This is a genomic window from Mesorhizobium sp. WSM4836, from assembly GCF_055811815.1.
Map to the genome: position 1 here is coordinate 211,091 of NZ_JBVVQF010000004.1, position 24,333 is coordinate 235,423.

At 61.8% G+C, this 24,333-nt stretch carries 22 protein-coding genes, 1 tRNA gene and 1 pseudogene; 7 read left to right on the forward strand and 17 right to left on the reverse strand.

Annotated features, from left to right (window positions below; genetic code table 11):
- Nucleotides 1–109 precede the first annotated feature (109 nt).
- On the reverse strand, nucleotides 110–1,738 hold the full coding sequence (locus AC0L2P_RS07150) for a DNA alkylation response protein (RefSeq protein WP_473500514.1): 1,629 nt from the start codon (nucleotides 1,736–1,738) through the stop codon (nucleotides 110–112).
- 155 nt (nucleotides 1,739–1,893) lie between these two features.
- Here AC0L2P_RS07150 and AC0L2P_RS07155 point away from each other — a divergent pair, with 155 nt between their 5' ends.
- The 5 genes from AC0L2P_RS07155 to AC0L2P_RS07175 are packed head-to-tail and all read left to right on the forward strand — an operon-like array spanning nucleotide 1,894 to nucleotide 6,348.
- A complete protein-coding gene (locus tag AC0L2P_RS07155; protein WP_473500515.1) occupies nucleotides 1,894–2,859 on the forward strand; it encodes an aspartate carbamoyltransferase catalytic subunit in 966 nt (321 codons plus the stop codon).
- Complete coding sequence (locus tag AC0L2P_RS07160; RefSeq protein WP_473500516.1) at nucleotides 2,856–4,142, forward strand: dihydroorotase; 1,287 nt, start codon at nucleotides 2,856–2,858, stop codon at nucleotides 4,140–4,142. Before AC0L2P_RS07155 ends, AC0L2P_RS07160 begins: the two co-directional genes overlap by 4 nt.
- Before the next feature lie 57 nt (nucleotides 4,143–4,199).
- Nucleotides 4,200–4,787, forward strand: coding sequence for a glycerol-3-phosphate 1-O-acyltransferase PlsY (gene plsY, locus AC0L2P_RS07165; RefSeq protein WP_473500517.1), 588 nt, complete (start codon nucleotides 4,200–4,202; stop codon nucleotides 4,785–4,787).
- Complete coding sequence (dprA, locus tag AC0L2P_RS07170) at nucleotides 4,784–5,908, forward strand: DNA-processing protein DprA (RefSeq protein ID WP_473500518.1); 1,125 nt, start codon at nucleotides 4,784–4,786, stop codon at nucleotides 5,906–5,908. The genes plsY and dprA overlap by 4 nt, the downstream gene beginning before the upstream one ends.
- A gap of 44 nt (nucleotides 5,909–5,952) precedes the next feature.
- Nucleotides 5,953–6,348 (forward strand): hypothetical protein, encoded by a 396-nt coding sequence (locus tag AC0L2P_RS07175; RefSeq protein ID WP_473500519.1) that lies wholly within the window; start codon nucleotides 5,953–5,955, stop codon nucleotides 6,346–6,348.
- Nucleotides 6,349–6,406: 58 nt separating this feature from the next.
- On the opposite strand, the gene AC0L2P_RS07180 is transcribed toward AC0L2P_RS07175, so the two are convergent.
- A tRNA-Lys gene (locus AC0L2P_RS07180) sits at nucleotides 6,407–6,482 on the reverse strand.
- A gap of 308 nt (nucleotides 6,483–6,790) precedes the next feature.
- Between AC0L2P_RS07180 and AC0L2P_RS07185 the strand changes: the two are divergent.
- Nucleotides 6,791–7,271, forward strand: a pseudogene (locus AC0L2P_RS07185) (BA14K family protein).
- A gap of 79 nt (nucleotides 7,272–7,350) precedes the next feature.
- Here the strand turns inward: AC0L2P_RS07185 and glpK are convergent.
- From glpK to AC0L2P_RS07260, 15 genes are all read right to left on the reverse strand, one after another.
- Nucleotides 7,351–8,844 carry a glycerol kinase GlpK gene (glpK, locus tag AC0L2P_RS07190; protein WP_473500520.1) on the reverse strand — a complete coding sequence of 498 codons (1,494 nt, stop codon included), beginning with the start codon at nucleotides 8,842–8,844 and terminating at the stop codon, nucleotides 7,351–7,353.
- 143 nt (nucleotides 8,845–8,987) lie between these two features.
- Complete coding sequence (locus tag AC0L2P_RS07195; RefSeq protein ID WP_473500521.1) at nucleotides 8,988–10,715, reverse strand: ABC transporter substrate-binding protein; 1,728 nt, start codon at nucleotides 10,713–10,715, stop codon at nucleotides 8,988–8,990.
- A gap of 78 nt (nucleotides 10,716–10,793) precedes the next feature.
- On the reverse strand, nucleotides 10,794–11,060 hold the full coding sequence (locus AC0L2P_RS07200) for a DUF2160 domain-containing protein (protein ID WP_473500628.1): 267 nt from the start codon (nucleotides 11,058–11,060) through the stop codon (nucleotides 10,794–10,796).
- 173 nt (nucleotides 11,061–11,233) lie between these two features.
- Complete coding sequence (locus tag AC0L2P_RS07205) at nucleotides 11,234–12,148, reverse strand: carbohydrate ABC transporter permease (RefSeq protein WP_352448784.1); 915 nt, start codon at nucleotides 12,146–12,148, stop codon at nucleotides 11,234–11,236.
- A gap of 1 nt (nucleotide 12,149) precedes the next feature.
- On the reverse strand, nucleotides 12,150–13,016 hold the full coding sequence (locus AC0L2P_RS07210) for a carbohydrate ABC transporter permease (protein ID WP_023674893.1): 867 nt from the start codon (nucleotides 13,014–13,016) through the stop codon (nucleotides 12,150–12,152).
- A gap of 1 nt (nucleotide 13,017) precedes the next feature.
- Complete coding sequence (locus AC0L2P_RS07215) at nucleotides 13,018–14,085, reverse strand: ABC transporter ATP-binding protein (RefSeq protein ID WP_473500522.1); 1,068 nt, start codon at nucleotides 14,083–14,085, stop codon at nucleotides 13,018–13,020.
- A 9-nt stretch (nucleotides 14,086–14,094) separates the two neighbouring features.
- Entirely contained in the window at nucleotides 14,095–15,174 is a 1,080-nt protein-coding gene (locus AC0L2P_RS07220) for an ABC transporter ATP-binding protein (RefSeq protein WP_473500523.1), read from the reverse strand.
- 38 nt (nucleotides 15,175–15,212) lie between these two features.
- Nucleotides 15,213–16,739 carry a glycerol-3-phosphate dehydrogenase gene (glpD, locus tag AC0L2P_RS07225; RefSeq protein ID WP_473500524.1) on the reverse strand — a complete coding sequence of 509 codons (1,527 nt, stop codon included), beginning with the start codon at nucleotides 16,737–16,739 and terminating at the stop codon, nucleotides 15,213–15,215.
- 124 nt (nucleotides 16,740–16,863) lie between these two features.
- The gene (locus tag AC0L2P_RS07230; RefSeq protein WP_473500525.1) at nucleotides 16,864–17,631 is read right to left on the reverse strand and encodes a DeoR/GlpR family DNA-binding transcription regulator; all 768 of its coding nucleotides are present in this window, start codon (nucleotides 17,629–17,631) and stop codon (nucleotides 16,864–16,866) included.
- Nucleotides 17,632–17,716: 85 nt separating this feature from the next.
- Nucleotides 17,717–19,129: a pyridoxal phosphate-dependent decarboxylase family protein gene (locus AC0L2P_RS07235; protein ID WP_473500526.1), complete on the reverse strand. Its 1,413-nt coding sequence runs from the start codon at nucleotides 19,127–19,129 to the stop codon at nucleotides 17,717–17,719.
- 58 nt (nucleotides 19,130–19,187) lie between these two features.
- A complete protein-coding gene (locus AC0L2P_RS07240) occupies nucleotides 19,188–19,919 on the reverse strand; it encodes a proteasome-type protease (protein ID WP_473500527.1) in 732 nt (243 codons plus the stop codon).
- A 31-nt stretch (nucleotides 19,920–19,950) separates the two neighbouring features.
- A complete protein-coding gene (locus AC0L2P_RS07245; protein WP_473500528.1) occupies nucleotides 19,951–20,745 on the reverse strand; it encodes a transglutaminase family protein in 795 nt (264 codons plus the stop codon).
- A 61-nt stretch (nucleotides 20,746–20,806) separates the two neighbouring features.
- A complete protein-coding gene (locus AC0L2P_RS07250; protein ID WP_473500529.1) occupies nucleotides 20,807–21,748 on the reverse strand; it encodes an alpha-E domain-containing protein in 942 nt (313 codons plus the stop codon).
- 143 nt (nucleotides 21,749–21,891) lie between these two features.
- The gene (locus AC0L2P_RS07255; RefSeq protein WP_473500530.1) at nucleotides 21,892–23,304 is read right to left on the reverse strand and encodes a circularly permuted type 2 ATP-grasp protein; all 1,413 of its coding nucleotides are present in this window, start codon (nucleotides 23,302–23,304) and stop codon (nucleotides 21,892–21,894) included.
- Nucleotides 23,305–23,475: 171 nt separating this feature from the next.
- Nucleotides 23,476–23,712, reverse strand: a complete 237-nt coding sequence (locus AC0L2P_RS07260) for an Lrp/AsnC ligand binding domain-containing protein (RefSeq protein ID WP_023674883.1) — start codon at nucleotides 23,710–23,712, stop codon at nucleotides 23,476–23,478.
- 197 nt (nucleotides 23,713–23,909) lie between these two features.
- Here AC0L2P_RS07260 and AC0L2P_RS07265 point away from each other — a divergent pair, with 197 nt between their 5' ends.
- A complete protein-coding gene (locus AC0L2P_RS07265; protein WP_473500531.1) occupies nucleotides 23,910–24,329 on the forward strand; it encodes a DUF4864 domain-containing protein in 420 nt (139 codons plus the stop codon).
- Nucleotides 24,330–24,333 lie beyond the last annotated feature (4 nt).

The following is a 24,333-nucleotide window of genomic DNA, read 5'->3' on the forward strand; positions in this document are numbered from 1 at the left end:
TTAACCATAACACTGGGCTTTGCCACCGGCCGCCGCAATGGAAACTGTTCGTTAAGGTTAACGGTCATCCACAGGGGGCGCGAGAGCGGCAGCGAATGGGCGACGGCACTTAGTTGATCGGCGGATAGAGCGTGTCGATGATCATGCGCGCATCATGGCGCGAATCGATCATGCCATAGGTATTGCGCCACTGGCCGGCGAGGCGCGTTTCGACGAAGGCATCGGCGATCCGCCCTGCCCCCAGCCTGCGAAGCTCTGCCGCCGCCGCCGACAATGCCAATTGCTCGGTCAAGAGCCGCGCCGAGCCCTCGTCGGTAGCAGCGACCTGCATTGCCGCCTTGAGCACGCCGACAGTGCCGCGTCCGCCGGCGCCGAGATCGCGGTCGATGCCGGCCAGCACGTCGTCGAACAGCCCTGGCGCGCGGCCGAGCACGCGCAATACGTCGAGCGCCATGACGTTGCCTGAACCCTCCCAGATCGCGTTGACCGGAGCTTCGCGATAGTAGCGGGCGAGTGGCCCCTCTTCGACATAGCCATTGCCGCCGAGGCACTCCATCGCTTCATAGAGCAGCGGCGGCGCAATCTTGCACACCCAGTATTTGACGACCGGCGTCATGGCGCGGGCGAAGGCCGCCTCGCCGCGGTCGCCGGCCGCCTCGTCGAAGGAGCGCGCCAGCCGGAACGACAGCGCGGTAGCGGCGGCAACGTCGAGCGCCATGTCGGCCAGCACACGCTGCATTAGTGGCTGCTCGATCAGATTGGTTCCGAACACGTTGCGGTGGCGCGTGTGGTGGACGGCCTCGGCCAGTCCGGCCCGCATGATCGCCGACGAGGCGACGGCACAGTCGAGCCGCGTCAAGGTCACCATGTCCATGATCGTCTTCACGCCCGCGCCGGGCTCACCGACCATCTCGCCGATGGCATTGACGAATTCCACCTCGGAGGACGCATTGGAGCGGTTGCCGAGCTTGTCCTTCAGCCGCTGAAAGCGGAAGCCGTTGCCGGATCCGTCGCCAAGCAAGCGGGGAACGAGAAAGCACGACAGTCCCTCCGGCACCTGTCCGAGCACCAGGAAGGCATCCGACATCGGCGCCGACATGAACCATTTGTGGCCGGTCAGGCGATAAAACCCGCTGCCGGCGCGCTCGGCCCTGGTGACGTTGGCACGGACATCGGTGCCGCCTTGCTTCTCGGTCATGCCCATGCCGAGCGTCAGTCCAGCTTTTTCGACCGGCGGCTTTTGGCTTTGATCGTATTTGCGCGTCGTCACCCGGGGCGCCCATTCGCGAAACAGCTTCGGGCTGGCCATCAGCGCTGCCAGCGAAGCGCTGGTCATGGTGATCGGGCAAAGATGCCCGGTCTCGAGCTCAGCCGTGAGATAAAAGCGCGCGGCGCGCACCTGGTGGCGACGGCCGATCTCGGCGTCGCCATTCTCCCAGACCGACGAATGCAGCCCGTTGGCAACAGAGCGGCGCATCAGCGCGTGATAAGCGGGATGGAACTCGACCTGGTCAATGCGCCGGCCCTGGCGGTCATGGGTCCTGAGCTTCGGCGCCTCGACATTGGCAAGACGGGCCAGCTCCTGCGCCTCGTGGGTCAGTACGAAACGGCCAAGCCCGTCGAGGTCCTTGCGCACCGGATCGGAAAAACGCTCGGCAAGCTGGATCAGCAACGGATCACCCCGCCAGGCATTGCCGCCGGCCAGCGGCGGCGGCTGGTTGGTCACGTCGTCAGTCACGCTTCGTCCTTATCACCTGAAGGCTACGAATCCAAAGCCAAGGCGGTTTATAGCCTATGGCTGGCGGCGCGCGACGAAAATACCGGGGAGAACCAATCCAATCCCAAGCCGGTGCTTGCAGCCGCGGAGCCTCCCCCCTATAGCAGCGACTTGAGATGACCGACGCATCGTCCCTGCCACTTTATCCCCACCGCCATCTTCTGGGCATCCGCGATCTTTCCCCCGCCGACATCGAGCTTCTGCTCGACCGGGCGGACCGGGCCGTTGCCATCTCGCGGCAGTCGGACAAGAAGACATCGACACTGCGCGGCCGCACCCAGATCAATCTCTTCTACGAAGCCTCGACCCGTACGCAATCGTCGTTCGAGCTTGCCGGCAAACGGCTAGGCGCTGACGTCATGAACATGTCGGTGGCGAGCTCTTCGGTAAAAAAGGGCGAGACGCTGATCGATACGGCGATGACGCTGAACGCCATGCGTCCCGATATATTGATCATCCGCCATCAATCGGCCGGCGCGGCAGCACTTCTCGCCCAAAAAGTCGGCTGCTCGGTGGTCAATGCCGGCGATGGCGCCCACGAGCATCCTACCCAGGCGCTGCTCGACGCGCTGACCATCCGCCGCGCCAAGGGTCCGTTGTCGAAGCTGATCGTGGCGATTTGCGGTGACATCCTGCATTCGCGCGTGGCGCGCTCCAATATCATTCTGCTCAACGCGCTTGGTGCCCAGGTCCGGGTCGTAGCCCCTTCGACGCTTTTGCCCACCGGCATCGAGAAGATGGGCGTCATCGTCACCCGTTCCATGGCCGAGGGTCTGAAGGACGCCGACGTGGTGATGATGCTGCGCCTGCAGCGCGAACGCATGGAAGGCGCTTTCGTGCCGTCGGTGCGTGAATATTTCCGCTATTTCGGCCTCGACGCCGAGAAGCTGAAGGCGGCCAAGGACGGTGCGCTGGTTATGCATCCCGGCCCGATGAACCGCGGCGTCGAGATCGCCTCGGAGATCGCCGACGGTCCGCAAAGCGTCATTCAGGAACAGGTTGAGATGGGCGTCGCCGTACGCATGGCGGTGATGGAAGCGCTGCTCGATCCCCGCCGAAACCACGAGGGCCGCGGCGCATGAGCATCACGGTCTTCAGCCGGGCCCGCATCGTCGACCCGTCGCGCGGCATTGATGAGGTCGGCACCGTCATCGTCGAGGGCCGCAAAATCGCTGCATCCGGCAAGGCGGCCTTGAACCAGGGCGCATCCGAAGGCGCCGCGATCATCGACTGCGCCGGCAAGACTATCCTCCCCGGATTGATCGACGCGCGCGTCTTCATCGGCGAACCGGGCGGCGAACACCGCGAAACCATCGCTTCGGCGAGCATCGCTGCGGCGGCTGGTGGCGTCACCTCAATCGTCATGATGCCCGATACCGATCCGGTGATCGACAATGTCGCATTGGTCGAGTTCGTGCTGCGCACCGCCAAGGACACGGCAATCGTCAACATCTTTCCGGCGGCAGCGATCACCAAGGGGCTGGAAGGCCGCGAGATGACCGAGTTCGGCCTGCTGCGCGAGGCTGGAGCGGTCGCCTTCACCGACGGCCGCCACTCTATCGCCAGCGCGCTGGTGATGCGCCGCGCACTGACCTATGCGCGCGATTTCGGCGGCGTCATCGCGCATGAAACCCAGGACGCCGACCTCGCTTCGGCCGGCGTCATGAACGAAGGCCTTTACGCAAGCTGGCTTGGCCTTGCCGGCATTCCGCGCGAAGCCGAATCGATCCCTCTGGAGCGCGATCTTGCGCTGGCTCGGCTGACCGGCGGCGCCTATCACGCTGCCAAGATATCGACAGCCATGGCGGCAAACGCGGTAGCACGCGCGAAAGCCGATGGCGCCAACGTCACATCAGGCGTGTCGATCCACAATCTGTCGCTCAACGAGAACGATGTCGGCGAATACCGCACCTTCTTCCGGCTGACGCCGCCGCTGCGCGCCGAGGAAGACCGGCTGGCGATGATCGAGGCGGTCAAGGACGGCACCATCGACCTCATCGTCTCCTCCCACGACCCGCAAGACGTCGACACCAAGCGCCTGCCGTTCGCCGATGCAGCTGCCGGCGCCATCGGGCTGGAAACGCTGCTGGGCGCAGCGCTGCGGCTCTATCACAATGGCGACGTGACGCTGCTCCGGCTGGCCGAGACACTGTCGACCGCGCCGGCAAGATTGTTTGGCCTGCCCGGCGGCACGCTGAAACCGGGGGCATTGGCCGATCTTGCGCTTGTCGATCTGGACGAGCCATGGGTCGTCAGCGAGAGCGGCATCCGCTCGCGCTCGAAAAACACCTGTTTCGAAGGCGCGCGACTGCAAGGCAAGGTCTTGCAAACGATGGTGGCGGGCCGCACAGTGTTTTCGGCCTAGGACGAAGCGGGCGTCACGCCCTAGAATCCGCTCAGCCAAGGAAAGTTCGGGGGAACAATGGCTTACAGTCCCGTCTTGGCATTGGTGTTCGGCTATCTTCTCGGCTCGATCCCGTTTGGCCTGCTGATCACCCGTGCCGCCGGCCTCGGCGACGTGCGCAACATCGGCTCCGGCAACATCGGCGCAACCAATGTGCTGCGCACCGGCAACAAGGGCTTGGCCGCGGCCACGCTGCTGCTCGACGCCCTTAAAGGCACAGCGGCGGTGCTGATCGCCGGCCGCTTTGCGCCCGAGCTCGGACTTTGGGCCGGCTTCGGCGCGTTTTTAGGTCATCTTTTTCCGGTCTGGCTCGGCTTCAAGGGCGGCAAGGGTGTCGCCACTTACCTTGGCGTGCTGATAGCCCTTGCCTGGCAGGTGGCGCTGATCTTCGCCGTCGTCTGGCTGGCCGTGGCCTTCCTGTTCCGCTTCTCCTCGCTTGCGGCACTGACGGCGGCGATCGTCGTGCCCGTGGCCCTGTATTTCCTGACCACGCAGCAGATTGCCGGGCTTTTCGCGGCGATGAGCCTCATCGTCATCCTAAAGCACCGCGCCAACATTGCGCGGCTGCTTGCCGGCACCGAGGGTAAGATCGGGGCCAAGGAGTGAGCGAGCCCGACGCCGGGCCGCGCCTTAGCGACCGTCAGCGGCTGAGCTGGCTTCGTCTGATCCGCACGCCGAATGTCGGCCCGGCTTCCTTCCGCGACCTGATCAACCGGTTCGGTTCGGCCGAAGCAGCGTTATCGATGCTGCCCGAGTTGATGATTTCGGGTGGCGCCAAAAAAATCCTCCGCATCCCGTCCATTGCCGAGGCCGAGGCGGAGCTGGAGACTGCCCGGCGGGCCGGAGCCCGCTTCGTCGGCATCGGCGAGGCGGATTATCCGCCGCTGATGAAAAGCATGGATCATCCGCCGCCGCTGCTCGCGGTCAGGGGCAACAGCGCGGTGTTCCGCTTGCCGGCGGTCGCTATCGTCGGCGCTCGCAACGCATTGCTGGCCGGCATCAAGATGGCGCGGATGCTGGCGGCGGACCTCGGCCGCGACGGCTATGGCATCGTTTCCGGCCTGGCGCGCGGCATCGATACGGCCGCGCACCAGGGCAGCCTTTCGACCGGCACCATCGGCGTGCTCGCCGGCGGCCTCGATTTGCCTTATCCGCCCGAAAATGCCGGCCTGTGCGACGAGATCGCCGATGGCGGCGGCGCCATCATCTCCGAAATGCCGTTTGGCTGGCAGCCGCGCGCGCAGGATTTTCCACGCCGCAACCGGCTCGTCGCTGGCGCTGCATTGGGATTGGTGGTGGTCGAGGCGGCACAGCGCTCCGGCTCGCTGATCAGCGCCCGGCTTGCCGGCGAGATGGGCCGGCTGGTCTTTGCCGTTCCGGGTTCGCCGCTCGATCCGCGCGCCGCCGGCGCCAATGGCCTGCTCAAGGACGGCGCAACCCTTGTGACCGAGGCCGCCGACATCACCAGTGCGATCGCACCGCTGGTCGGCGCCTGGACGCCAAGGACATCGCCGCTCGAAGAGCCGCCCGACTTTTCGGCAACGCCGCCGCCGCGCGAGGACGACCGCGACAGCGTCGTCGAGGCGCTCGGCCCGACGCCGGTAGCAGTCGACGAGATCATCCGCCACACCAGCCTGCACCCCGCCCAAGTGTTCATGGTGCTGCTGGAGCTCGACCTCGCCGGACGGCTCGAACGCCATGTCGGCGGCAACGTCTCGCTGATTTGACCGAGAGCTTGCGCAGCCCGGCAAGCAATTCCGACGTGATCCCGATGGCCGATCCGAGCAACAGACCAAAGCAGACGCTGTTCACTCGTACGACGGCCCTCGTCTGGTCAGCGCTGAGCGTCATGCTGGCGCTGCAATGGTCGATGGATCTCGGCATGCGGGGTTTTCCCGACGGCTACATAACGCCCTTCGCAAAAGCGACCAGCACGCTTCTGGGTATTCTGACGGCAGCCTGTATGGCCCAGGGTCTCTACTTTTTCCTGGCCGGCGTGTTCGGCAGAAAGGTAAGCGCCGTCGGTCTTTGCCTGCAAATCCTTGCCGCCGCAGTTCTCACCATGGTGCCAGTGCTTATCGTGAAAGAATGCCCGCATTCACAGCTGTGCAGCAGTGCCTATGAGGCGCTCACCGGCACGATGATGGACGATGGGGCGGGCGGCTAAGGCCACGGCATGCGTTCGGCACGAGGTCACTATGTGTCCGGGCCGTACACTCTGGATTTGGTGAGCGCGATGGGATTCGAACCCATGACCTACTGATTAAAAGTCAGTTGCTCTACCGGCTGAGCTACGCGCTCCCGCGGGCTCAGAAAGGCCGCCCTCGAAATTGCGCGGAACATAGGGAGAGTGCCTCTGCCGGTCAACCGGAAAAAGACGGCTCCCAAGCCGGACTTTCCTGCCGTGTCATCATGCCGTGCGGTGCGATTCGGCGTTGACGGAACTGCCCCCTCTCGCGCAAGGCCGAAGCTCGCGCTCTATGGGACAAGCGCAAGCAGCGAATCGGGAGAACCTTTGCAGATCAGCAACTTGGGATTTTTAGCGGAACAATGCGCAGCCTGCCCGTTTTTTCCGCGACACGGGACACGCGTTTCAAGGAGAAGATCATTTGAATAGGATCATGTCGGGCCTGCTGGCGACCACTCTTTCGATCTCATTCGCTGCCCGCGGAGATCGTGCCAGTCAACGCCCAGCCCAGCTATGCGCCCCCGACCCAGGGGCTTACCTCGAATGTCCAGACCGTCCGGTACGAGCCGTGGCGGAGGCACCGGAGTTTCAACCGCGATTTCTCGCGTCGCGATTTCGCCCGTCGCAGTTTTGCGCGTGACAACGGCATGTATTGGCGTGGCCATCGCGGCTATCGCGAATATCGTCGTGGCTATCGTCGCCATGGCGACTATTGGTTCCCGCTGGCCGCTTTCGCCACCGGAGCGCTGATTACGGGCGCCATCGTCAACAGTCAGAATCGTGTCTACCGTGGCGATGCACATGTGCAGTGGTGCTACGACCATTATCGAAGCTATCGTGCCTCCGACAATACGTACCAGCCGAACTACGGTCCGCGTCGGCAGTGCCGCTTGCCTTACTGAGTCTTTGATTAGAGGCTGCAAGCCCGCGCCCGAAACGGCGCGGGCTTTTTCATTAGTGCGAATCCGGTGCTACGCCCGCTTATTGCGCACTTAGCGTCCTGCGCACAGCGTGGCGCCAACCTGCCAGTTTGGCGGCACGCGTCGAAGCATCCATGTCTGGCGTGAAGCGGCGCTCGAGCGCCCAACTCGTGGCGAATTCCCGCGCCTTCGGCCAGACACCGGCCTTCGAGCCGGCCAGCCATGCCGCACCAAGCGCGGTCGTCTCGAGAATTGTCGGCCGGTCGACCGGCGCATCGAGAATGTCGGCCAGCCGCTGCATGGTCCAGTCCGACGCCACCATGCCGCCATCGACCCTGAGCACGGTCTTGGCCGAGGCGCCCTTCCAGTCCTTGCGCATGGCGTCAAGCAGATCGCGCGTTTGGAAGGCAACGGATTCCAGTGCCGCGCGGGCAAATTCTGCCGGCCCCGAATTGCGGGTCAGTCCGAAGATGGCGCCGCGCGCCTCGGCATCCCAGTGCGGTGCGCCGAGCCCGACGAAAGCCGGCACCAGATAGACGTTCTGCGTCGGATCGGCTTCCGCCGCCAATTTGCCGCTCTGCTCGGCCTTGCCGATCACTTTGATGCCGTCCCGCAGCCACTGCACGGCGGCGCCTGCGATAAAGATCGAGCCCTCCAGTGCATAGGTGGTCTTGCCATTCAGCCTGTAGGCGATGGTGGTCAAAAGCCGGTTCTTCGAACGCACCAGGTCGCTGCCGGTGTTGAGCAGCGCGAAGCAACCGGTGCCGTAGGTGGATTTCATCATGCCCGGTTCGAAACAGGCCTGGCCGATCGCCGCCGCATGCTGGTCGCCGGCCACACCGAGGATTCCGATCTCTGCACCAAACAGGCTTTTGTCGGTGATTCCAAAATCATCGGCACAATCTTTCACCTGCGGCAGCATTCTTGCAGGTATGCCAAGAATGGCCAGCAGCTCGTCGTCCCAAGCGTTTTGTTCGATGTTGTAGACCAGCGTGCGCGAGGCATTGGTGGCGTCAGTGGCGTGGACCTTGCCGCCGGTCAGGCGCCAAATCAGAAAACTGTCGATGGTGCCGGCCAGCAGTTCGCCCTTCTCGGCGCGTTTTCTGGCGCCCTTCACCTTGTCCAGCACCCAGGCGATCTTGGTGCCGGAGAAATAGGGATCGAGCAGCAGGCCGGTCTTTTTCGTGAATTTCTTCTCCTGCCCCAGCTTCTTCAATTTCTGGCATAGCGGCGCGGTGCGGCGGTCCTGCCAGACAATCGCGTTGTGGATCGGCTTGCCGGTCTCTATGTCCCAGATAACGACGGTTTCGCGCTGGTTGGTGATGCCGATCGCGGCGACTTCCGCCGCGTTGCGGCCGGCTGTCTTCAGCGCCGCCTTCGCTGTTTCCACGACGCTTGCCCATATCTCCTCGGGATCGTGCTCGACCCAGCCGGAGGCCGGATAATATTGGGTGAATTCCTTTTGCCCGCTGCCGACGACCTTCATCTTCTCGTCGAACAGGATCGCCCGGCTCGATGTCGTCCCCTGGTCGATTGCAAGGATGTATCCGGTCATTCTCTCTCCCGTCGAAGCGGATTCAAAGGTGCTACGATGTCTCGACGCCAGATGGCGCGGAACCGTTCACGCAAACAGGGGAGACGGCAACATGCCGCCTCCCCTGAGTATGGCGATGCGGGCGCGAACGCCCGCACCAGGATTTACTTCTGCCAGCTCTTCACCAACTCGTCGTAATTGACGGTGATCGGCTTTTCCTTCTCGTTCTCGATCTTGAGCTGAGGAGCGAGATTGCCCTTCTTGACCGCGTCGGCGTTCCAGTAGGCGAGGTCATGCTCTTCGGCCATCTTCGGGCCGATATCGCCCTGGACGCCCGACTTCTCGATACGGCTCATGACCTTTTCCTGTTCGCCGCAGAGCGAGTCCATCGCCTCCTGCGCCGTCTTGGCGCCCGACGAAGCATCGCCGATCGCCTGCCACCAGAGCTGTGCCAGCTTCGGATAATCGGGCACGTTGGTGCCGGTCGGCGACCACTGGACACGCGCCGGCGAACGGTAGAACTCTATCAAGCCGCCGAGCTTCGGCGCACGTTCGGTGAAGCTCTTGTCGTGGATCGTGCTCTCGCGGATGAAGGTCAGGCCGACATGGCTCTTCTTCACGTCGACTGTCTTCGAGGTGACGAACTGGGCGTAGAGCCAGGCGGCCTTGGCGCGGTCGGTCGGCGTGGACTTCATCAGCGTCCAGGAACCCACATCCTGATAGCCGAGTTTCATGCCTTCCTTCCAGTAGACGCCATGCGGTGACGGCGCCATGCGCCATTTCGGCGTGCCGTCGTCATTAAGGACGGCTTTGGCGCTGGCATCCACCATGTTGGCGGTGAAGGCCGTATACCAGAACATCTGCTGGGCGATCGCCCCTTGTGCCGGCACCGGTCCAGATTCGGAGAAGGTCATGCCTTGCGCTTCCTGCGGCGAATAGGCCTTCAACCAGTCGAGATATTTCTGGAGCGAATAGACCGCCGCCGGGCCGTTGGTGTCGCCGCCGCGCGCCGTGCAGGAGCCGACCGGACGCGAGTTCTCGTCGACCTTGATGCCCCATTCGTCGACCGGCAGACCGTTCGGAATGCCCTTGTCGCCGTTGCCGGCCATCGACAGCCAGGCGTCGGTAAACCGCCAGCCGAGCGACGGGTCCTTCTTGCCGTAGTCCATGTGGCCGTAGACCTTCTGGCCGTCGATTTCGCGGCCGGTGAAGAACTCGGCGATGTCCTCATAGGCCGACCAGTTGACCGGCACGCCGAGATCGTAGCCATATTTCGCCTTGAAGTCGGCCTTGTTCTTCTCGTCGTTGAACCAGTCGTAACGGAACCAGTAGACGTTCGCGAACTGCTGGTCGGGAAGCTGATAGAGCTTCTTGTCGGGAGCCGTCGTGAACGAGGTGCCGATAAAATCCTTCAGGTCGAGGTTCGGGTTGGTGACATCCTTGCCGTCGCCCTCCATCCAGTCGGTCAGGTTGCGCACCTGCTGATAGCGCCAGTGCGTACCGATCAGATCGGAATCGTTGACCCAACCGTCATAGAGATTTTCGCCGGTCTGCATCTGGGTCTGGATCTTCTCGATGACGTCACCTTCCTGGGTGATGTCGTGCGTCACCTTAATGCCGGTGATCGCGGTGAAGGCCGGCGCCAGCACCTCCGACTCGTATTTGTGCGTCGTGATGGACTCCGAAACGACTTTGATATCCATGCCGGCGAAAGGTTTCGCGGCATCGATGAACCATTGCATTTCGGCTTCCTGGTCGGCGCGCGAAAGCGTCGAAAGGGGCCCGATTTCCTTATCGAGGAAGGCCTTGGCTTCGTCCATTCCGGCATAGGCATTGCTTGCCCCGAGCAACAGGACAAGCGCAGTTGTTGATGTCAAGAATTGCCGTCGCATGTATTTCCTCCACTGTTAAAGTTTAAAGTGCGATCTGGATCGGCGGCCGGCACGCCGCCGTTCCAACAGTTTCCCCCTCTATACGTAGCGGAACACGCCGACGGCGTAGACCACGGAGAGAGCGAGAGCCCACCACAGATTGGGTCCGACTAGACCCAGCCAAGCGAGATGGATAAAGGCGCTGCCCAGCAGCGACAGGAACAGGCGGTCGCCGCGCGTCGTTTCGAAGCGCAGCACGCCGACGCGCGGATTGCCGCCCGGCGACACATATTCCCACGCCGCCATGCCGCAAAGCAGCAGAAAGATGATTCCAAAGAAGGCCGCGGTCGGCCACGTCCAGGCCATCCACGAAAAATCGAGGTTGGAGGAGAGGTTAAATCCCCACAGGCGGATATTGGCCGGATCGCTGAAGCCCACCGTTATTGCCACGAAATCGATTTGAAGTGCCACCCAGGCCACGACGATCAAGGCGAGAAACAGCACGGCCCACAACCAGGGGCTTCTGTCGACCTGCTCCATCATACCCTCCCCAGGGCAAAGCCCTTGGCGATGTAGTTGCGCACAAACCAGATGACGAGCGCGCCCGGGATCAGCGTCAGCACGCCGGCGGCGGCGAGCAGCCCCCAATCCATGCCGGCGGCCGAAACGGTGCGGGTCATGGTCGCGGCGATCGGCTTGGCGTCCGTCGTCGTCAATGTGCGGGCGATCAGCAGCTCGACCCACGAGAACATAAAGCAGAAGAAGCACGCCACGCCGATGCCGCTCGCAATCAGCGGCATGAAGATCTTGATGAAGAAGCGCGGGAACGAATAGCCGTCGATATAGGCGGTCTCATCGATCTCCTTAGGCACGCCCGACATAAAGCCTTCTAGGATCCACACCGCCAGCGGCACGTTGAAGAGGCAATGCGCCAGAGCCACGGCGATATGGGTGTCGATCAGGCCAAAGGCCGAGTAGAGCTGGAAGAATGGCAGCGCGAACACCGCCGGCGGCGCCATGCGGTTGGTCAGCAGCCAGAAGAACAGATGCTTGTCGCCGAGGAAGCGATAGCGCGAAAAGGCATAGGCAGCAGGCAGTGCCGCAGCCACGGAAATCACCATGTTCATAACCACATAGGTGATCGAGTTGATGTAGCCCGAATACCAGGACGCATCGGTGAAGATGGTGCGGTAATTCGCCAATGTCGGCGCGTGCGGGTAGAGCGTCAGCGACGAGACGATCTCGCCATTGGTCTTGAAGCTCATATTGATGAGCCAGTAGATCGGCAAAAGCAGAACGATGATGTAGAGCGTCGGCACGATCCACCACCAGCGCGACTCCTCGCCGCGACGGCGCATCAGCCGTGCGATCTCGTCCTGCCGCAGCGTGCTGGCGAGCCCTTCCGAAGCTGTCGTCTCGCTCACCCTATCGGCTCTCTCTTCGGTGCGGCTCATTTCAACGCTCCGCGTCGTAATTGGTCATCACGGTGTAGAATACCCATGACAACAACAGGACGATGAGGAAGTAGACCAGCGACATAGCCGCGGCCGGGCCGAGATCGAACTGGCCAAGCGCCGTCTTGACCAGGTCGATGGACAGGAACGTCGTCGAGTTGCCTGGGCCGCCGCCGGTCACCACGAACGGCTCGGTGTAGATCATGAAGCTATCCATGAAGCGCAACAACACTGCAATCAGCAGCACCCGGTTCATCTTCGGCAGCTGGATATAGCGGAACACCGCCCAGCGCGAGGCACCGTCGATCTTGGCTGCCTGGTAAAAGGCATCAGGGATCGAGACCAGGCCGGCATAGCAGAGCAGCACGACGAGGCTGGTCCAATGCCAGACGTCCATGATGATGACAGTGACCCAGGCGTCATAAGGGTCTTGCACATAATTATAGTCGATGCCGAGCGCGTTGACGTAATAGCCGAGCAGGCCAATGTCGTTGCGCCCGAACACCTGCCAGATAGTGCCGACGACGTTCCATGGGATCAGCAGCGGCAACGCCATCAAAACAAGGCAAACCGGCACGCCCCAACCCTTCTTCGGCATATTGAGCGCAATGAAGATGCCGAGCGGCACTTCGATCGCCAGTATGATGAACGAGAAGACAAGGTTGCGGATCATCGCCTGCCAGAAGCGGCTGGAGGAAAGCAGTTCCTCGAACCATTCGGTGCCGGCCCAGAAGAAGACGTTGTTGCCGAAAGTGTCCTGCACCGAATAATTGACAACCGTCATCAGCGGTATGACCGCCGAGAACGCCACCAGCAGCAGCACCGGCAGCACCAGGAACCAGGCTCTGTTGTTCCAGGTCTTTTCCACTTCAAGCTCCCATCTCAACGCGCCAGGAATCGGCATAGATGTTGATGCCGGCCGGGTCGAACCGCACCTTCGGATCAGCCGGAACCGTCTCGTCCTCGCCGATGACGGCGGCGATCTCGCGCCCTTCGAGATTGGCACGGACCACCTTGTGGCGGCCGACGTCCTCGACTTTGCTGATCCGGACGGCCATGCCCTGGCTGCCCAGGCGCACATATTCGGGACGGATGCCGAGCTCGATGGCGCCGCTGCCTGCCTTGGGCACGCCCGGCAGTTCGATCTGCTGCGAGCCCAGCTTCGCGGTCTTGCCGTCGATCGCCACCGGCATGACATTCATGCCAGGCGAGCCGATGAAATAGCCGACAAATGTGTGGCGCGGGCGCTCGAACAGCTCCGCCGGTGTGCCGATCTGCACGATTTCGCCGTCATACATCACGACCACCCTGTCGGCGAACGTCAACGCCTCGGTCTGGTCGTGCGTGACATAGACCATGGTGTAGCCGAAGCGGCGGTGAAGCTGCTTCAACTGGGAACGCAGCACCCATTTCATATGCGGGTCGATGACGGTCAAAGGCTCGTCGAACAGGATGGCATTGACGTCGGAGCGGACCAGCCCGCGTCCGAGCGAGATCTTCTGCTTCTGGTCGGCGGTCAGTCCGCGGGCCTTTCGTTTGGCCATATCGGCCAGCCCGGTCATCTCCAGCGTCTCGCGCACCTTGCGGTCGACGTCGGCTTCCGGCACGCCGCGATTGCGCAGCGGGAACGCCAGGTTGTCGTAGACGGTCATCGTGTCGTAGATCACCGGGAACTGGAAGACCTGAGCGATGTTGCGCTCTTGCGTCGACAGATTGGTCACGTCCCGGCCGTTGAACAGCAGCCGGCCATGCGAGGGATGCAGCAATCCCGAAATGATGTTGAGCAGCGTGGTCTTGCCGCAGCCGGATGGGCCGAGCAGCGCATAGGCGCCGCCGTCCTCGAACGTGTGGTGCACTTCCTTCAGCGCGAAATCGGCGTCCGTGCGCGGGCTCTGCAGATAGGAGTGGCGGATATGATTGACGTCGATGCGCGCCATCGTGTCCTCCTAAGCCGCCAACTTCGGCGCGGCCACGGCGCGGCCGTGTTCGTCGAAGACCATGATGTGGCGCGGGTCGATGAACACCTCGACCTCCTCGTCCGGCTCGAAGTCGCGAATGCCGTGGGTCAACATGACCCAGCGCGCATCGGCGAAATCGAGATGGATGAAGCTTTCCGATCCCGTGATCTCGGTGATCGTCACCTTTGCGCGCACCGGCACGGCGGCGGCGTTGGGCCGATCGAGGGACAGATGATGAGGCTGGAAACCGATCGTATAGATCGCATCGGCAATGCCGAAGAGCTCGGCCGGCACCGGCAATTTCACGCCGCCCTCAAGCAGGAAATCCAGGCCCTTCTTGGCAAGTACGATGGTGTTGAGCGGCGGATCGGCGAAGGTTCTCGCCGTCACCAGATCGACCGGCTTGCGGAACACGTCGATGGTCGGCCCGAACTGGGTGATGCTGCCCTCGGAAAGCGTCGCCGTGTAGCCGCCGAGCAGCAAGGCCTCGTGAGGCTCGGTCGTGGCGTAAACGAAGATTGTGCCGGCGGCCGCGAAGACCTTCGGCAGTTCCGCGCGTAATTCTTCGCGCAGCTTGTAGTCGAGATTGGCGAGCGGCTCGTCGAGCAGCACGAGGCTGGCATTCTTGACAATGGCGCGGGCCAGCGCGGTGCGCTGCTGCTGGCCGCCCGACAGACTGAGAGGCGTTCGGTCGAGATAGGGTGTGAGTTTGAGAAGGGCGGCGGCATTGCGCACTTCCCTGTCGATCTTTGCCTGCTCCGTGCCGGCCACCCGCAGCGGCGAGGCAATGTTTTCGTAGACCGTCATCGCCGGATAGTTGATGAATTGCTGGTAGACCATGGCGACGTTGCGCTTTTGCACCGGCATGCCGGTGACATCCTTGCCATCGAACCAGACCGAGCCGGAGGTCGGCACGTCGAGGCCCGCCATCAGCCGCATCAGACTGGTCTTGCCGGAGAGCGTCGGCCCGAGCAGGACGTTGAGCGAGCCGTGCTGAAGCGTCAGCGAGACGTCGCGGATATGTTCCGCCGCACCAACCGTCTTCGTCACGTTTCTCAGTTCAAGCATGATGCCTCCTCCCAGGCTTTCTGCATCAGTCGGCCATCCTATTCGGCAGCCGCTACCTGCTGCCGGCTTATTCCGCGCATGAACTCGTCGAGCGCTGCTGCCTGCTCGCGGCTGAGCCGCAGGCCGCGCTTGGTCCTGCGCCACAATACATCTTCGGCAGTTATCGCCCATTCGTTTTCGACGAGGTAGCGCACCTCGGCTTCGTAGAGATCGGCGCCGAAGTTGCGGCCAAGATCGGCGTTCGATTTGGCGAGGCCCAGCAGATTCCTTGCGCGAGTGCCGTAGAGCCGGGTCAACCGGCGGGCCAGCCGCGCGTCGAGGAACGGGTAGGCCGTTTTCAGTTTCGCCACCTCGGCATCGAAGCCGGTGACGGGGAAATCACCGCCGGGCAGCGGCGCGTTCGCCGTCCATGGCTTGCCTCGCTTGCCGAGAAAACCCTCGATCCTCTCGAGCATCGATTCCGACAATCGGCGGTAGGTGGTGATCTTGCCGCCAAAGGCATTGACGATCGGGGCGGCACCCTCGCCTCCATCGCCCTTCAGCACATAGTCGCGCGTGGCTTCCTGCGCCTTTGAGGCGCCATCGTCGTAGAGCGGGCGCACCGCGGAATAGGTCCAGACGATATCCGACGGCTTGACCGGCTGCGCGAAATATTCGCTTGCCGCAGCGCAGAGATAGTCGATCTCGGCATCACTGATCCTGACGTCGTGCGGATCGCCGGGATAGTCCCGATCGGTGGTGCCGATGAGCGTGAATTCGTCCTCGTAGGGGATGGCGAAAATGATGCGCCCGTCCTTGTTCTGAAAGAAATAGGCGCGTGGGTCGTCGAACTTCTTGCCAACGACGATGTGGCTGCCTTGTACGAGGCGGACATTGTGCACGTCGTTCAGGCCGACGGTGGCCGAAAGCACCTGATCGACCCACGGACCGGCGGCATTGACCAGCAGCCGCGCCTTGACCTCCTCTGTATCGCCCGTCCGCACGTTTTCAAGCCTGACCATCCAGAGATTGCCTTCGCGGCGTGCGCTGACGACCTTTGTTCGGGTTCGAATGGTTGCGCCGCGCTCGACAGCGTCGCGGGCGTTCAACACAACCAACCGGGCATCGTTGACCCAACCGTCCGAATATTCGAACGCCTTTCGAAACAGCGGCTTCAGCGGCTTGCCGGCCGGATCCTTAGCCATGTCCATCGTTTTCGTCGGCGGCAACAATTTGCGCCCGCCAATATGGTCATAGAGAAAAAGCCCGAGCCGGATCAGCCAGGCCGGACGCAGCCCCTTGGCGTATGGCAGCACGAAGCGCATTGGCCAGATGATATGCGGCGCGTTCCTCCACAGGACCTCGCGTTCCATCAGCGCTTCGCGCACCAGGCGGAATTCGTAGAATTCGAGATAGCGCAAGCCGCCATGGATCAGTTTGGTCGAACCGGACGAGGTCCCGCTGGCCAGGTCGTTCATCTCGGCAAGGAAAACCGAAAAGCCACGCCCGACGGCATCGCGGGCGATACCGCAGCCGTTGATGCCGCCACCGATGACGAAAATGTCATGGATCGGTGATGCGCCCAAAGAGTCCTCCCTCGATTTCGCATTGCAGCATTTTTGGTTCTTGCGAAACCGTATGGGAATTATTTCGAAATAGCAACGAATGTCAAACGAAATATGATTGACGACGGATGCCGCAGCGGCATCTCTAGGAGAGCGACGTTTCGATCAGCTGAACTTCTGCCTCCTGGCAGATCTTACGCACTGACGGGATGTCGCAACGATCGGTGATGAAGGTATCGACTTGCGACAGATGGCCGATGCGGACCGGCGCGGTGCGCTCGAACTTGGTCTGGTCCGACACCAGGATCACATGGCGGGCGTTGGCAATGATCGCCTGAGCCACCTTCACCTCGCGAAAATCGAAGTCGAGCAGTGCGCCGTCGTGGTCGATGGCCGAGGCGCCGATCACCGCAAAATCGACTTTGAACTGCCTGATGAAATCGACCGCTGCCTCGCCGACCACACCGCCGTCGGAACCGCGCACGACACCGCCGGCGATCACCACCTCGATCGAAGGATATACGCGCATCCTGTTGGCAACATTGATGTTATTAGTGATGACCATCAGGCCGCTGTGATCCAGCAGCGACTTGCTAACAGCTTCCGTCGTGGTCCCGATATTGATGAACAGAGACGCGTTGTCAGGGATCAGCCGGGCTGCTGCGCGGCCAATCGCCTCCTTCTCCTCGGCGGCGATCTTGCGCCGAGCCTCATATTCCATGTTCTCAATGCCGGACGGGAACAATGCCCCGCCATGGATGCGAGACAAAAGCCGCTGGTCGCAGAGATCGTTGAGGTCCTTACGGATCGTCTGCGGCGTCACGTTGAAATGCGTCGCCAGTTCCTCAACCAGTACGCGGCCGTGGTTCTTGGCCATCTGGATGATTTCGGAATGACGCGGCGACAGATACATCTAGCAACCCTCATTTTCGTTTTACTTGTCTATAGCTGAAAACGAAAGCAGTGAACAGGCAGGGCCTGGATTTCGATTTGACGGGTCAAGCCACGCTACGCGCAATCTCACTGATGACCTCGAAAGCAGTGTCGACGTCCGCCGCAGTCGTATCGAACTGCCCGACCTGAAAGCGGACCGCCACCTGTCCGTCCACCCGGGTCTGTGTCAGGTAAATGCGGCCGTCATCGTTGATCGCGTTGACGAGCCGCAAATTGTGCTCGTCAAGGTTGATTCCCGCAGCCGCGAGATGGCGGAATGAGAACAGCGACAGCATCGGTTCCGTGACGATCTCAAAGTCCGGTTCCCTTGCCAGCCGGGCGGCGAGGCTCCCGCTCCAGGCGACATGATTGCGGATCATGGTCCGCAGATTTGCCAAGCCATGCGCGCGCAGCAGGAACCATAGTTTCAGCGCGCGAAATCTCCGGCCAAGCGGCACCGACCATTCGGAGAAGTTGATGACCCCGTCGCGGCCATGCGTCTTGAGGAATTCGGGCTTGATCGCCAGCGTGCGCACGACGTCTTCCGGTTGGCGGATGAAATGCATCGAGCAATCGAACTGTGCCCCCAACCATTTATGCGGGTTGAAAACGATGGAATCGGCGTGTTCGGCGCCTGCCCAGAAATGCCGGAACTCGGGGCAGATCATGGCGGAGCCAGCCCATGCGGCATCGACATGCAGGTAGAGCCCGTGCCGCTTCGCCACCGCGCCAACGGCCGCCACATCGTCGGTGCCGCCGGTGCTTGTGCCGCCGACGCTTGCGATAATGCCCGCCGGCAGCATGCCGTTTTCGCGGTCGGTGACGATCGCCGCTTCCAGAGCCGCTGTCTGCATGGCGCGAAAACGCCCGGCGACCGGAACGCGTACGAGGTTCGCCTCGCCGATACCCGACACCCAGATCGCCCGGTCGATCGAAGTGTGGACTTGGTCGGAAGAATAGACCCGCACCACCGGCTGGCCTTGCAGGCCGCTCTTGTTGCCTTGCCAGTCGAGAGCGCGCTCGCGCATGGTCAGGACGGCGGCAAGCGTCGCCGATGAAGCCGAATCCTGCATGACGCCGGAGAATCCCGCCGGCAGACCAAGCGCCTGCCGCATCCAGTCGACGACCCGCATCTCTAGCTCGGTTGCCGCCGGCGAGGTTTGCCAGAGCATGCATTGCGCAGCCATCGCGGAAACCAGATACTCAGCCACGACGGAGGCCGGTGCCGCATTGGCCGGGAAATAGGCGAAGAAACGCGGATGCTGCCAGTGCGTCATGCCCGGCAGGATCTTTTGCTCGAAATCGGCGAAGATTGCCTGCATCGTTTCGCCGTCCTCCGGCGGCGTGGCATCGATGCTTTTGAAGATTTCGCCCGGCTCGACAAGCGGCCGCACCGGTCTCTCGCGAAGGCTGTTTCTGTAGTCGGCACCCCATTCAGCCGCTCGCAGCGACCATTCGCGGAATTCGTTGCTATTCATCTTCGCCTCCGTAGCGCCTCATCGAGCCGCGATCAAAGAGCACGAAAAACGAAGGTTTTCATTCGGGAAAATCAGGCAAACTGGCAAAGGCGGTCTTCAGCGCGTTCGACCAGCTATCCGAGATCGTGCGATAATATTGATCGTCCTGGGTTATTCGCTTTTTGAGGCCGACCTTGAAAGTGTCCTTTTCGTAGAACAGCAGGTCCAGCGGCAGGCCGACCGACAGGTTCGACTTCAGCGTCGAGTCGAACGACACCAGCAGCAGTTTTACCGTCTCGGCGAAACTCATCGTCTTTTCGTAGGCCCGGATGATGATCGGCTTGCCGTATTTGGTCTCACCGATCTGGAAGAACGGCGTATCGTCGGTCGATTCGATGAAATTGCCTTCCGGATAGATCATGAACAGGCGCGGCGCGCTGCCCTTGATCTGACCGCCGAGGATGAAGGAGGCGTTGAAATAGGAATCCGCCTTTTCGCCGGCCGGCGACGAGTTGGCGATGACCTCCTTGACGGTGTCTCCGACCAACCGCACTGTCTGGTACATGGAGGGCGTTTCGAGCAGCGTGGCATGGCGCTCCGCCACTGCCTTGGTGCGTTCGTCGAGCAGGCTGACCACGGCCTGCGTTGTCGCCAGATTGCCGGCCGACATCAAAACGATGACGCGCTCGCCCGGTTCCTCCCAAACATGCATCTTCCTGAAGGTCGAGATCGAATCCATGCCGGCATTGGTGCGCGTGTCCGACATGAACACGAGCCCGCGATCGATCTTCAGGCCGACGCAATAGGTCATCGAATCTCTTTGGCAACAATCTTGCCGGGCATTACTGCTCCACGGAGACGGTGACCGCAAGCTGTTCTTCCGCCTGTCCCAGCCGAATTCCCGACACCGGTGTGGCGTCGCGATAATCGCGGCCGGTCGCCACCTTTACATAACGCTCGTCCGGAGAAATGCCGTTGGCGACATCGAAAGCCACCCAGCCGAGGCCCGAGACATGCGCTTCGGCCCAAGCGTGGCTTGCCGCCTGCTCGATCGCTGCATCCATCATCAGATAACCGCTGACATAGCGCGCCGGAAAATCCATGGCACGAGCCGCGGCAACGAAGATATGGCTATGGTCCTGGCAAACGCCGGTCTTGAGCGCCAGGGCCTCTTCGGCCGGCGTCGTCACGTTGGTGGTGCCCGGCGTATAAGCGACGCGCTCGCCGATCACCGCCATCAACCGGTGCAGCCTTTCGATATCGGTGCCCGCGCCCACCGAGGCAGCAAGCTCGCGAATGCCGCTGCCGATCGTCGTCAACTGCGTTTCCTGGCCGAACAGCCAGAGCGGCGCGAAGCCCTGGTGCGGCCCGCAGACGCCGGCGGTGTCGCGCGTCACCACGTCGCCGGCAGCTTCGACGGTGATGAAGTCGCGCTCGCCCTCGACGCTCAACAGCCGGGTATCGTTGCTGAAATGGTCGATGAAGCGCACTTCCTCGCGCGCGCCTTCGATCTTCAGCGCCCAGGACAGTACCGTCTGGGTGCGCCCGTTCACCGGGAGCAGCCGCAAACGCTGCAACAGATAATGCACCGGCGCATCGTAGCGGTATTCGGTCCGGTGAGTGATCTTCAGCCGCATCGCACTCGTCCCTGGAGCATGAGCTTTTCCGAAAACCGGTCTCCGCTTTTTGGGATCATGCTCAATAGAACCTGTAATCCTGCGCGATCTCGTCGCCGAGTCTGGTGTTGTCGCGGATGAAGTTGGCCAGGAATTCGTGCAGGCCGGCGTCGAAGATATCCTTGATCGAGCCTGCGGTCAGCATGGAATGGGTCTTGGCGGCCGTCGCATGACAGGCGTGGCGCTCGCCATAGTCGTCACCCAGGAATTTGAGATGCTCCGTCAGGAAGCGGTAGCAAAAGGTCAGCGAGCGCGGCATGCGGACATTGAGGATCAGATAGTCGGCGATGTTGCTCGGCTTGTAGTCGGCGTCATAAACCCAGCGATAGGAGCGGTGCGCCGACACCGAGCGCAGGATCGATTCCCATTGGTAGTTGTCGAGCGTCGAGCCGACCCAGGAGATCGACGGCAGCAGCACGTAGTATTTCACATCCAGGATGCGCGCGGTGTTGTCGGCGCGTTCGACATACGTGCCGAGCTGCGAAAAATCGAAAATCTCGTTGCGCAGCATCGTGCCGTAGAACGAGCCGCGAATCAGCGCCGTCTCGCGTTTGATTGCGTCGAGCGCATTGGGCAGGTCGCGCTCGTCGATCGGCTTGGCCAGCATCCGCTTCAGCGACATCCAGGCTTCGTTGATGCTTTCCCAGGTTTCACGCGTCAATGCCGTGCGCACCATGCGGGCATTGCTACGGGCCGTTTCGATAGACGACATCGTGCTCGACGGGTTCGATGTGTCGCGCAGCAGATAGTCGGCGACATTGGCTGCGGTGTAGTCGGAATATTTCTGCGTGAAGGCGGCGTCCGAACCGGCGCTGAGCAGCACCGAATTCCACTCCTCCGAAGCGTTCTGAGTACGAGTGAGCGCCATGCGCAGGCCGGCATCCACCAGCCGCGCCATGTTTTCCGCCCGCTCGATATAGCGATTCATCCAGTAGAGCCCGTTGGCGGTGCGGCCGAGAAGCATGTGGAGATGCCCTTCGGGCTAGTGAGTAGGGAATAGTGAGTAGGGAATAGTAAGCTTTTGAAGCTCAACAGAATACGGCATTTCCCTGTCCTCTCTACTTTCACTACTGACTACTGACTACTGACTATTCCCTACTCATCAGCTCAATCATCCAACACCCACGTATCCTTCGTGCCGCCGCCTTGCGAGGAATTGACGACCAGCGAGCCTTCCTTGAGCGCTACTCGGGTCAGCCCGCCGGGCACGATCTGGATACGGTCGGAAACCAGCACATAGGGGCGCAGATCGACGTGGCGCGGCGCCAGCCCCTTGTCCGTCAGGATCGGGCAGGTCGACAGCGCCAGCGTCGGCTGGGCGATGTAATTCGACGGTTTTGCCACGAGTTTTTTGGAAAACTCCTCGCATTCCTTCTTGGTCGCCGCCGGCCCGACCAGCATGCCGTAGCCGCCGGAACCGTGGACTTCCTTGATCACCAGTTCGTCGATGTGCTCGAGCACATATTTCAGGCTGTCCGGCTCCGAGCAGCGCCAGGTCGGGATGTTGCCGAGCATCGCCTTGCGGCCGGTGTAGAATTCGACGATTTCGGGCATGTAGGAATAGATCGCCTTGTCGTCGGCGATGCCGGTTCCCGGCGCATTGGCGATCGTGATATTGCCGGCGCGGTAGACGTCCATGATGCCCGGTACGCCAAGTGCCGAGTCGGGGCGAAAGGTCAGCGGATCGAGGAACGAGTCGTCGACACGCCGGTAGAGCACGTCGATCTGCTTGTAGCCCTCGGTCGTGCGCATCGCGACATGGCCATCGACGACGCGCAGATCCTGCCCCTCGACAAGCTGCACGCCCATCTGGTCGGCAAGGAAGGCATGTTCGAAATAAGCTGAGTTGAAGCTGCCCGGCGTCAGCACGGCAATGGTCGGCGCGCCCTTGGTGCTTTGGGGCCGTACTGCCGCCAGCGACTGGCGCAAGAGCTGCGGATAATTCTCAACCGGCCGCACCTTGATCTGCTGGAACAGCTCGGGAAAGAGCTGCATCATCGTCTCGCGGTTCTCCAGCATGTAGGAGACGCCGGACGGCGTGCGCGCATTGTCCTCCAGCACGTAGAACTCGTTCTCGCTGATGCGTACGATGTCGACGCCGATGATATGGGTATAGACGCCGGCCGGCGGCCGCACGCCGATCATCTCGGGCAGGAACGCCTCGTTCTTGGCGATCAACTCCTTCGGCACCCGGCCGGCGCGCAAGATCTCCTGGCGATGGTAGATGTCGTCGAGAAAGGCGTTCAGCGCCTGGACGCGCTGCTCGATGCCTTGCGTTAGCCGTCGCCATTCATTGCCCGAAATAATGCGCGGAACGATGTCGAAGGGTATCAGCCGTTCCGATGCTTCCTGCTCGCCGTAGACGGCGAAAGTGATTCCGGTCTTGCGAAAGACGCGTTCGGCGTCCTGCATCTTCTCGGTAAGTCTGGCCGGATCCTGTTCCTTCAGCCAGCGATCGTAAGCCGAATACGGTTTTCTCAGCCCGGAAACTTCCGGAAGCATTTCGTCGAACGCTGCCAATCGCATACTCCCCTATGACGCCATTTCACTGGCCTCGATGGGGAAAATCAAGCGCAATCGGTGATTTGGCCGGCGCCGGCGATCAGTATATCGCGGTTGCCTAAAATTAAGGCAGTATCTGTGGGGCCTTGATCAGGCTTTGCCGCGTGTCCGGGCAAATGTCGATGGAGATCAAAACGCGCGAAAAGTGACGACCGTGAACGTGTCCTTGATGCCCGGCAGAATCTGCACTTTCTCGTTGACGAAGTGGCCGATGTCTTCCTCGTCGTCGACATAGAATTTTGCGAGCAGGTCGTAGTTTCCGGCCGTCGAGTAGATTTCGGAAGCGATCTCGGCATCGGCCAAAGCGCTGGCAACGTCATAGGCCTTGCCCAGATCGCACTTTATCTGCACGAAAAATGCCTTCATCGCCTGGTCCTGCCTAGCCTCAGCTCGAATGAGCGGCCCTTCTCGCAGACTGAGAGCGGGCTTTCAAGCGTTGGAATTCGGCTCTGTCTCGCCAGACAGGCGAATGTTTGCGATCGCTGAAAACCGCGAGGCGTCTCGAGGCGTATTGTATGATGCGTCTTCGGACAGCGATTTTTGAGGGACAACGGAGGCAGGCCATGCGCCGCGCGTTATTCGCATTCGCAATCGTTCCACTGCTCCTGGCCTCTTCGGCATTTGCCGGCGATGCTGAGGTCAAGGCGGCGCAGACAGTCATAGACAGCCAGTTGAAAGCCTTCCTCGCCGATGACGGCGCCACCGCCTACAGTTTCGCAGCGCCGAACGTGAAACGGATATTCCCGACCGTCGACACCTTCATGAACATGGTCACCAACGGCTACGCACCGGTGCGCAAGCCGCAGAGCTATTCCTTCGGCAAGGTCGAGCAGACCGGGCCGGTCTCGATCATCCAGCAGGTGCTGATCGTCGGACCCGACGGCAAGGACTACGAGGCGGTCTACACGCTGGAGCAGCAGCCGGACGGCAGCTTCAAGATCACCGGCTGCAGCTTGCTGGCGGCGAACTCAGTCAGCACCTGAGCCG

Coding starts and splice junctions, on each gene's coding strand:
- AC0L2P_RS07155 (WP_473500515.1), top strand. CDS start 1,894: ATGACCGACGCATCGTCCCTGCCACTTTATCCCCACCGCCATCTTCTG.
- AC0L2P_RS07160 (WP_473500516.1), top strand. CDS start 2,856: ATGAGCATCACGGTCTTCAGCCGGGCCCGCATCGTCGACCCGTCGCGC.
- plsY (WP_473500517.1), top strand. CDS start 4,200: ATGGCTTACAGTCCCGTCTTGGCATTGGTGTTCGGCTATCTTCTCGGC.
- AC0L2P_RS07175 (WP_473500519.1), top strand. CDS start 5,953: ATGGCCGATCCGAGCAACAGACCAAAGCAGACGCTGTTCACTCGTACG.
- glpK (WP_473500520.1), bottom strand. CDS start 8,844: ATGACCGGATACATCCTTGCAATCGACCAGGGGACGACATCGAGCCGG.
- AC0L2P_RS07195 (WP_473500521.1), bottom strand. CDS start 10,715: ATGCGACGGCAATTCTTGACATCAACAACTGCGCTTGTCCTGTTGCTC.
- AC0L2P_RS07200 (WP_473500628.1), bottom strand. CDS start 11,060: ATGGCCTGGACGTGGCCGACCGCGGCCTTCTTTGGAATCATCTTTCTG.
- AC0L2P_RS07205 (WP_352448784.1), bottom strand. CDS start 12,148: ATGAGCCGCACCGAAGAGAGAGCCGATAGGGTGAGCGAGACGACAGCT.
- AC0L2P_RS07215 (WP_473500522.1), bottom strand. CDS start 14,085: ATGGCGCGCATCGACGTCAATCATATCCGCCACTCCTATCTGCAGAGC.
- AC0L2P_RS07220 (WP_473500523.1), bottom strand. CDS start 15,174: ATGCTTGAACTGAGAAACGTGACGAAGACGGTTGGTGCGGCGGAACAT.
- AC0L2P_RS07230 (WP_473500525.1), bottom strand. CDS start 17,631: ATGTATCTGTCGCCGCGTCATTCCGAAATCATCCAGATGGCCAAGAAC.
- AC0L2P_RS07235 (WP_473500526.1), bottom strand. CDS start 19,129: ATGAATAGCAACGAATTCCGCGAATGGTCGCTGCGAGCGGCTGAATGG.
- AC0L2P_RS07240 (WP_473500527.1), bottom strand. CDS start 19,919: ATGACCTATTGCGTCGGCCTGAAGATCGATCGCGGGCTCGTGTTCATG.
- AC0L2P_RS07245 (WP_473500528.1), bottom strand. CDS start 20,745: ATGCGGCTGAAGATCACTCACCGGACCGAATACCGCTACGATGCGCCG.
- AC0L2P_RS07250 (WP_473500529.1), bottom strand. CDS start 21,748: ATGCTTCTCGGCCGCACCGCCAACGGGCTCTACTGGATGAATCGCTAT.
- AC0L2P_RS07260 (WP_023674883.1), bottom strand. CDS start 23,712: ATGAAGGCATTTTTCGTGCAGATAAAGTGCGATCTGGGCAAGGCCTAT.
- AC0L2P_RS07265 (WP_473500531.1), top strand. CDS start 23,910: ATGCGCCGCGCGTTATTCGCATTCGCAATCGTTCCACTGCTCCTGGCC.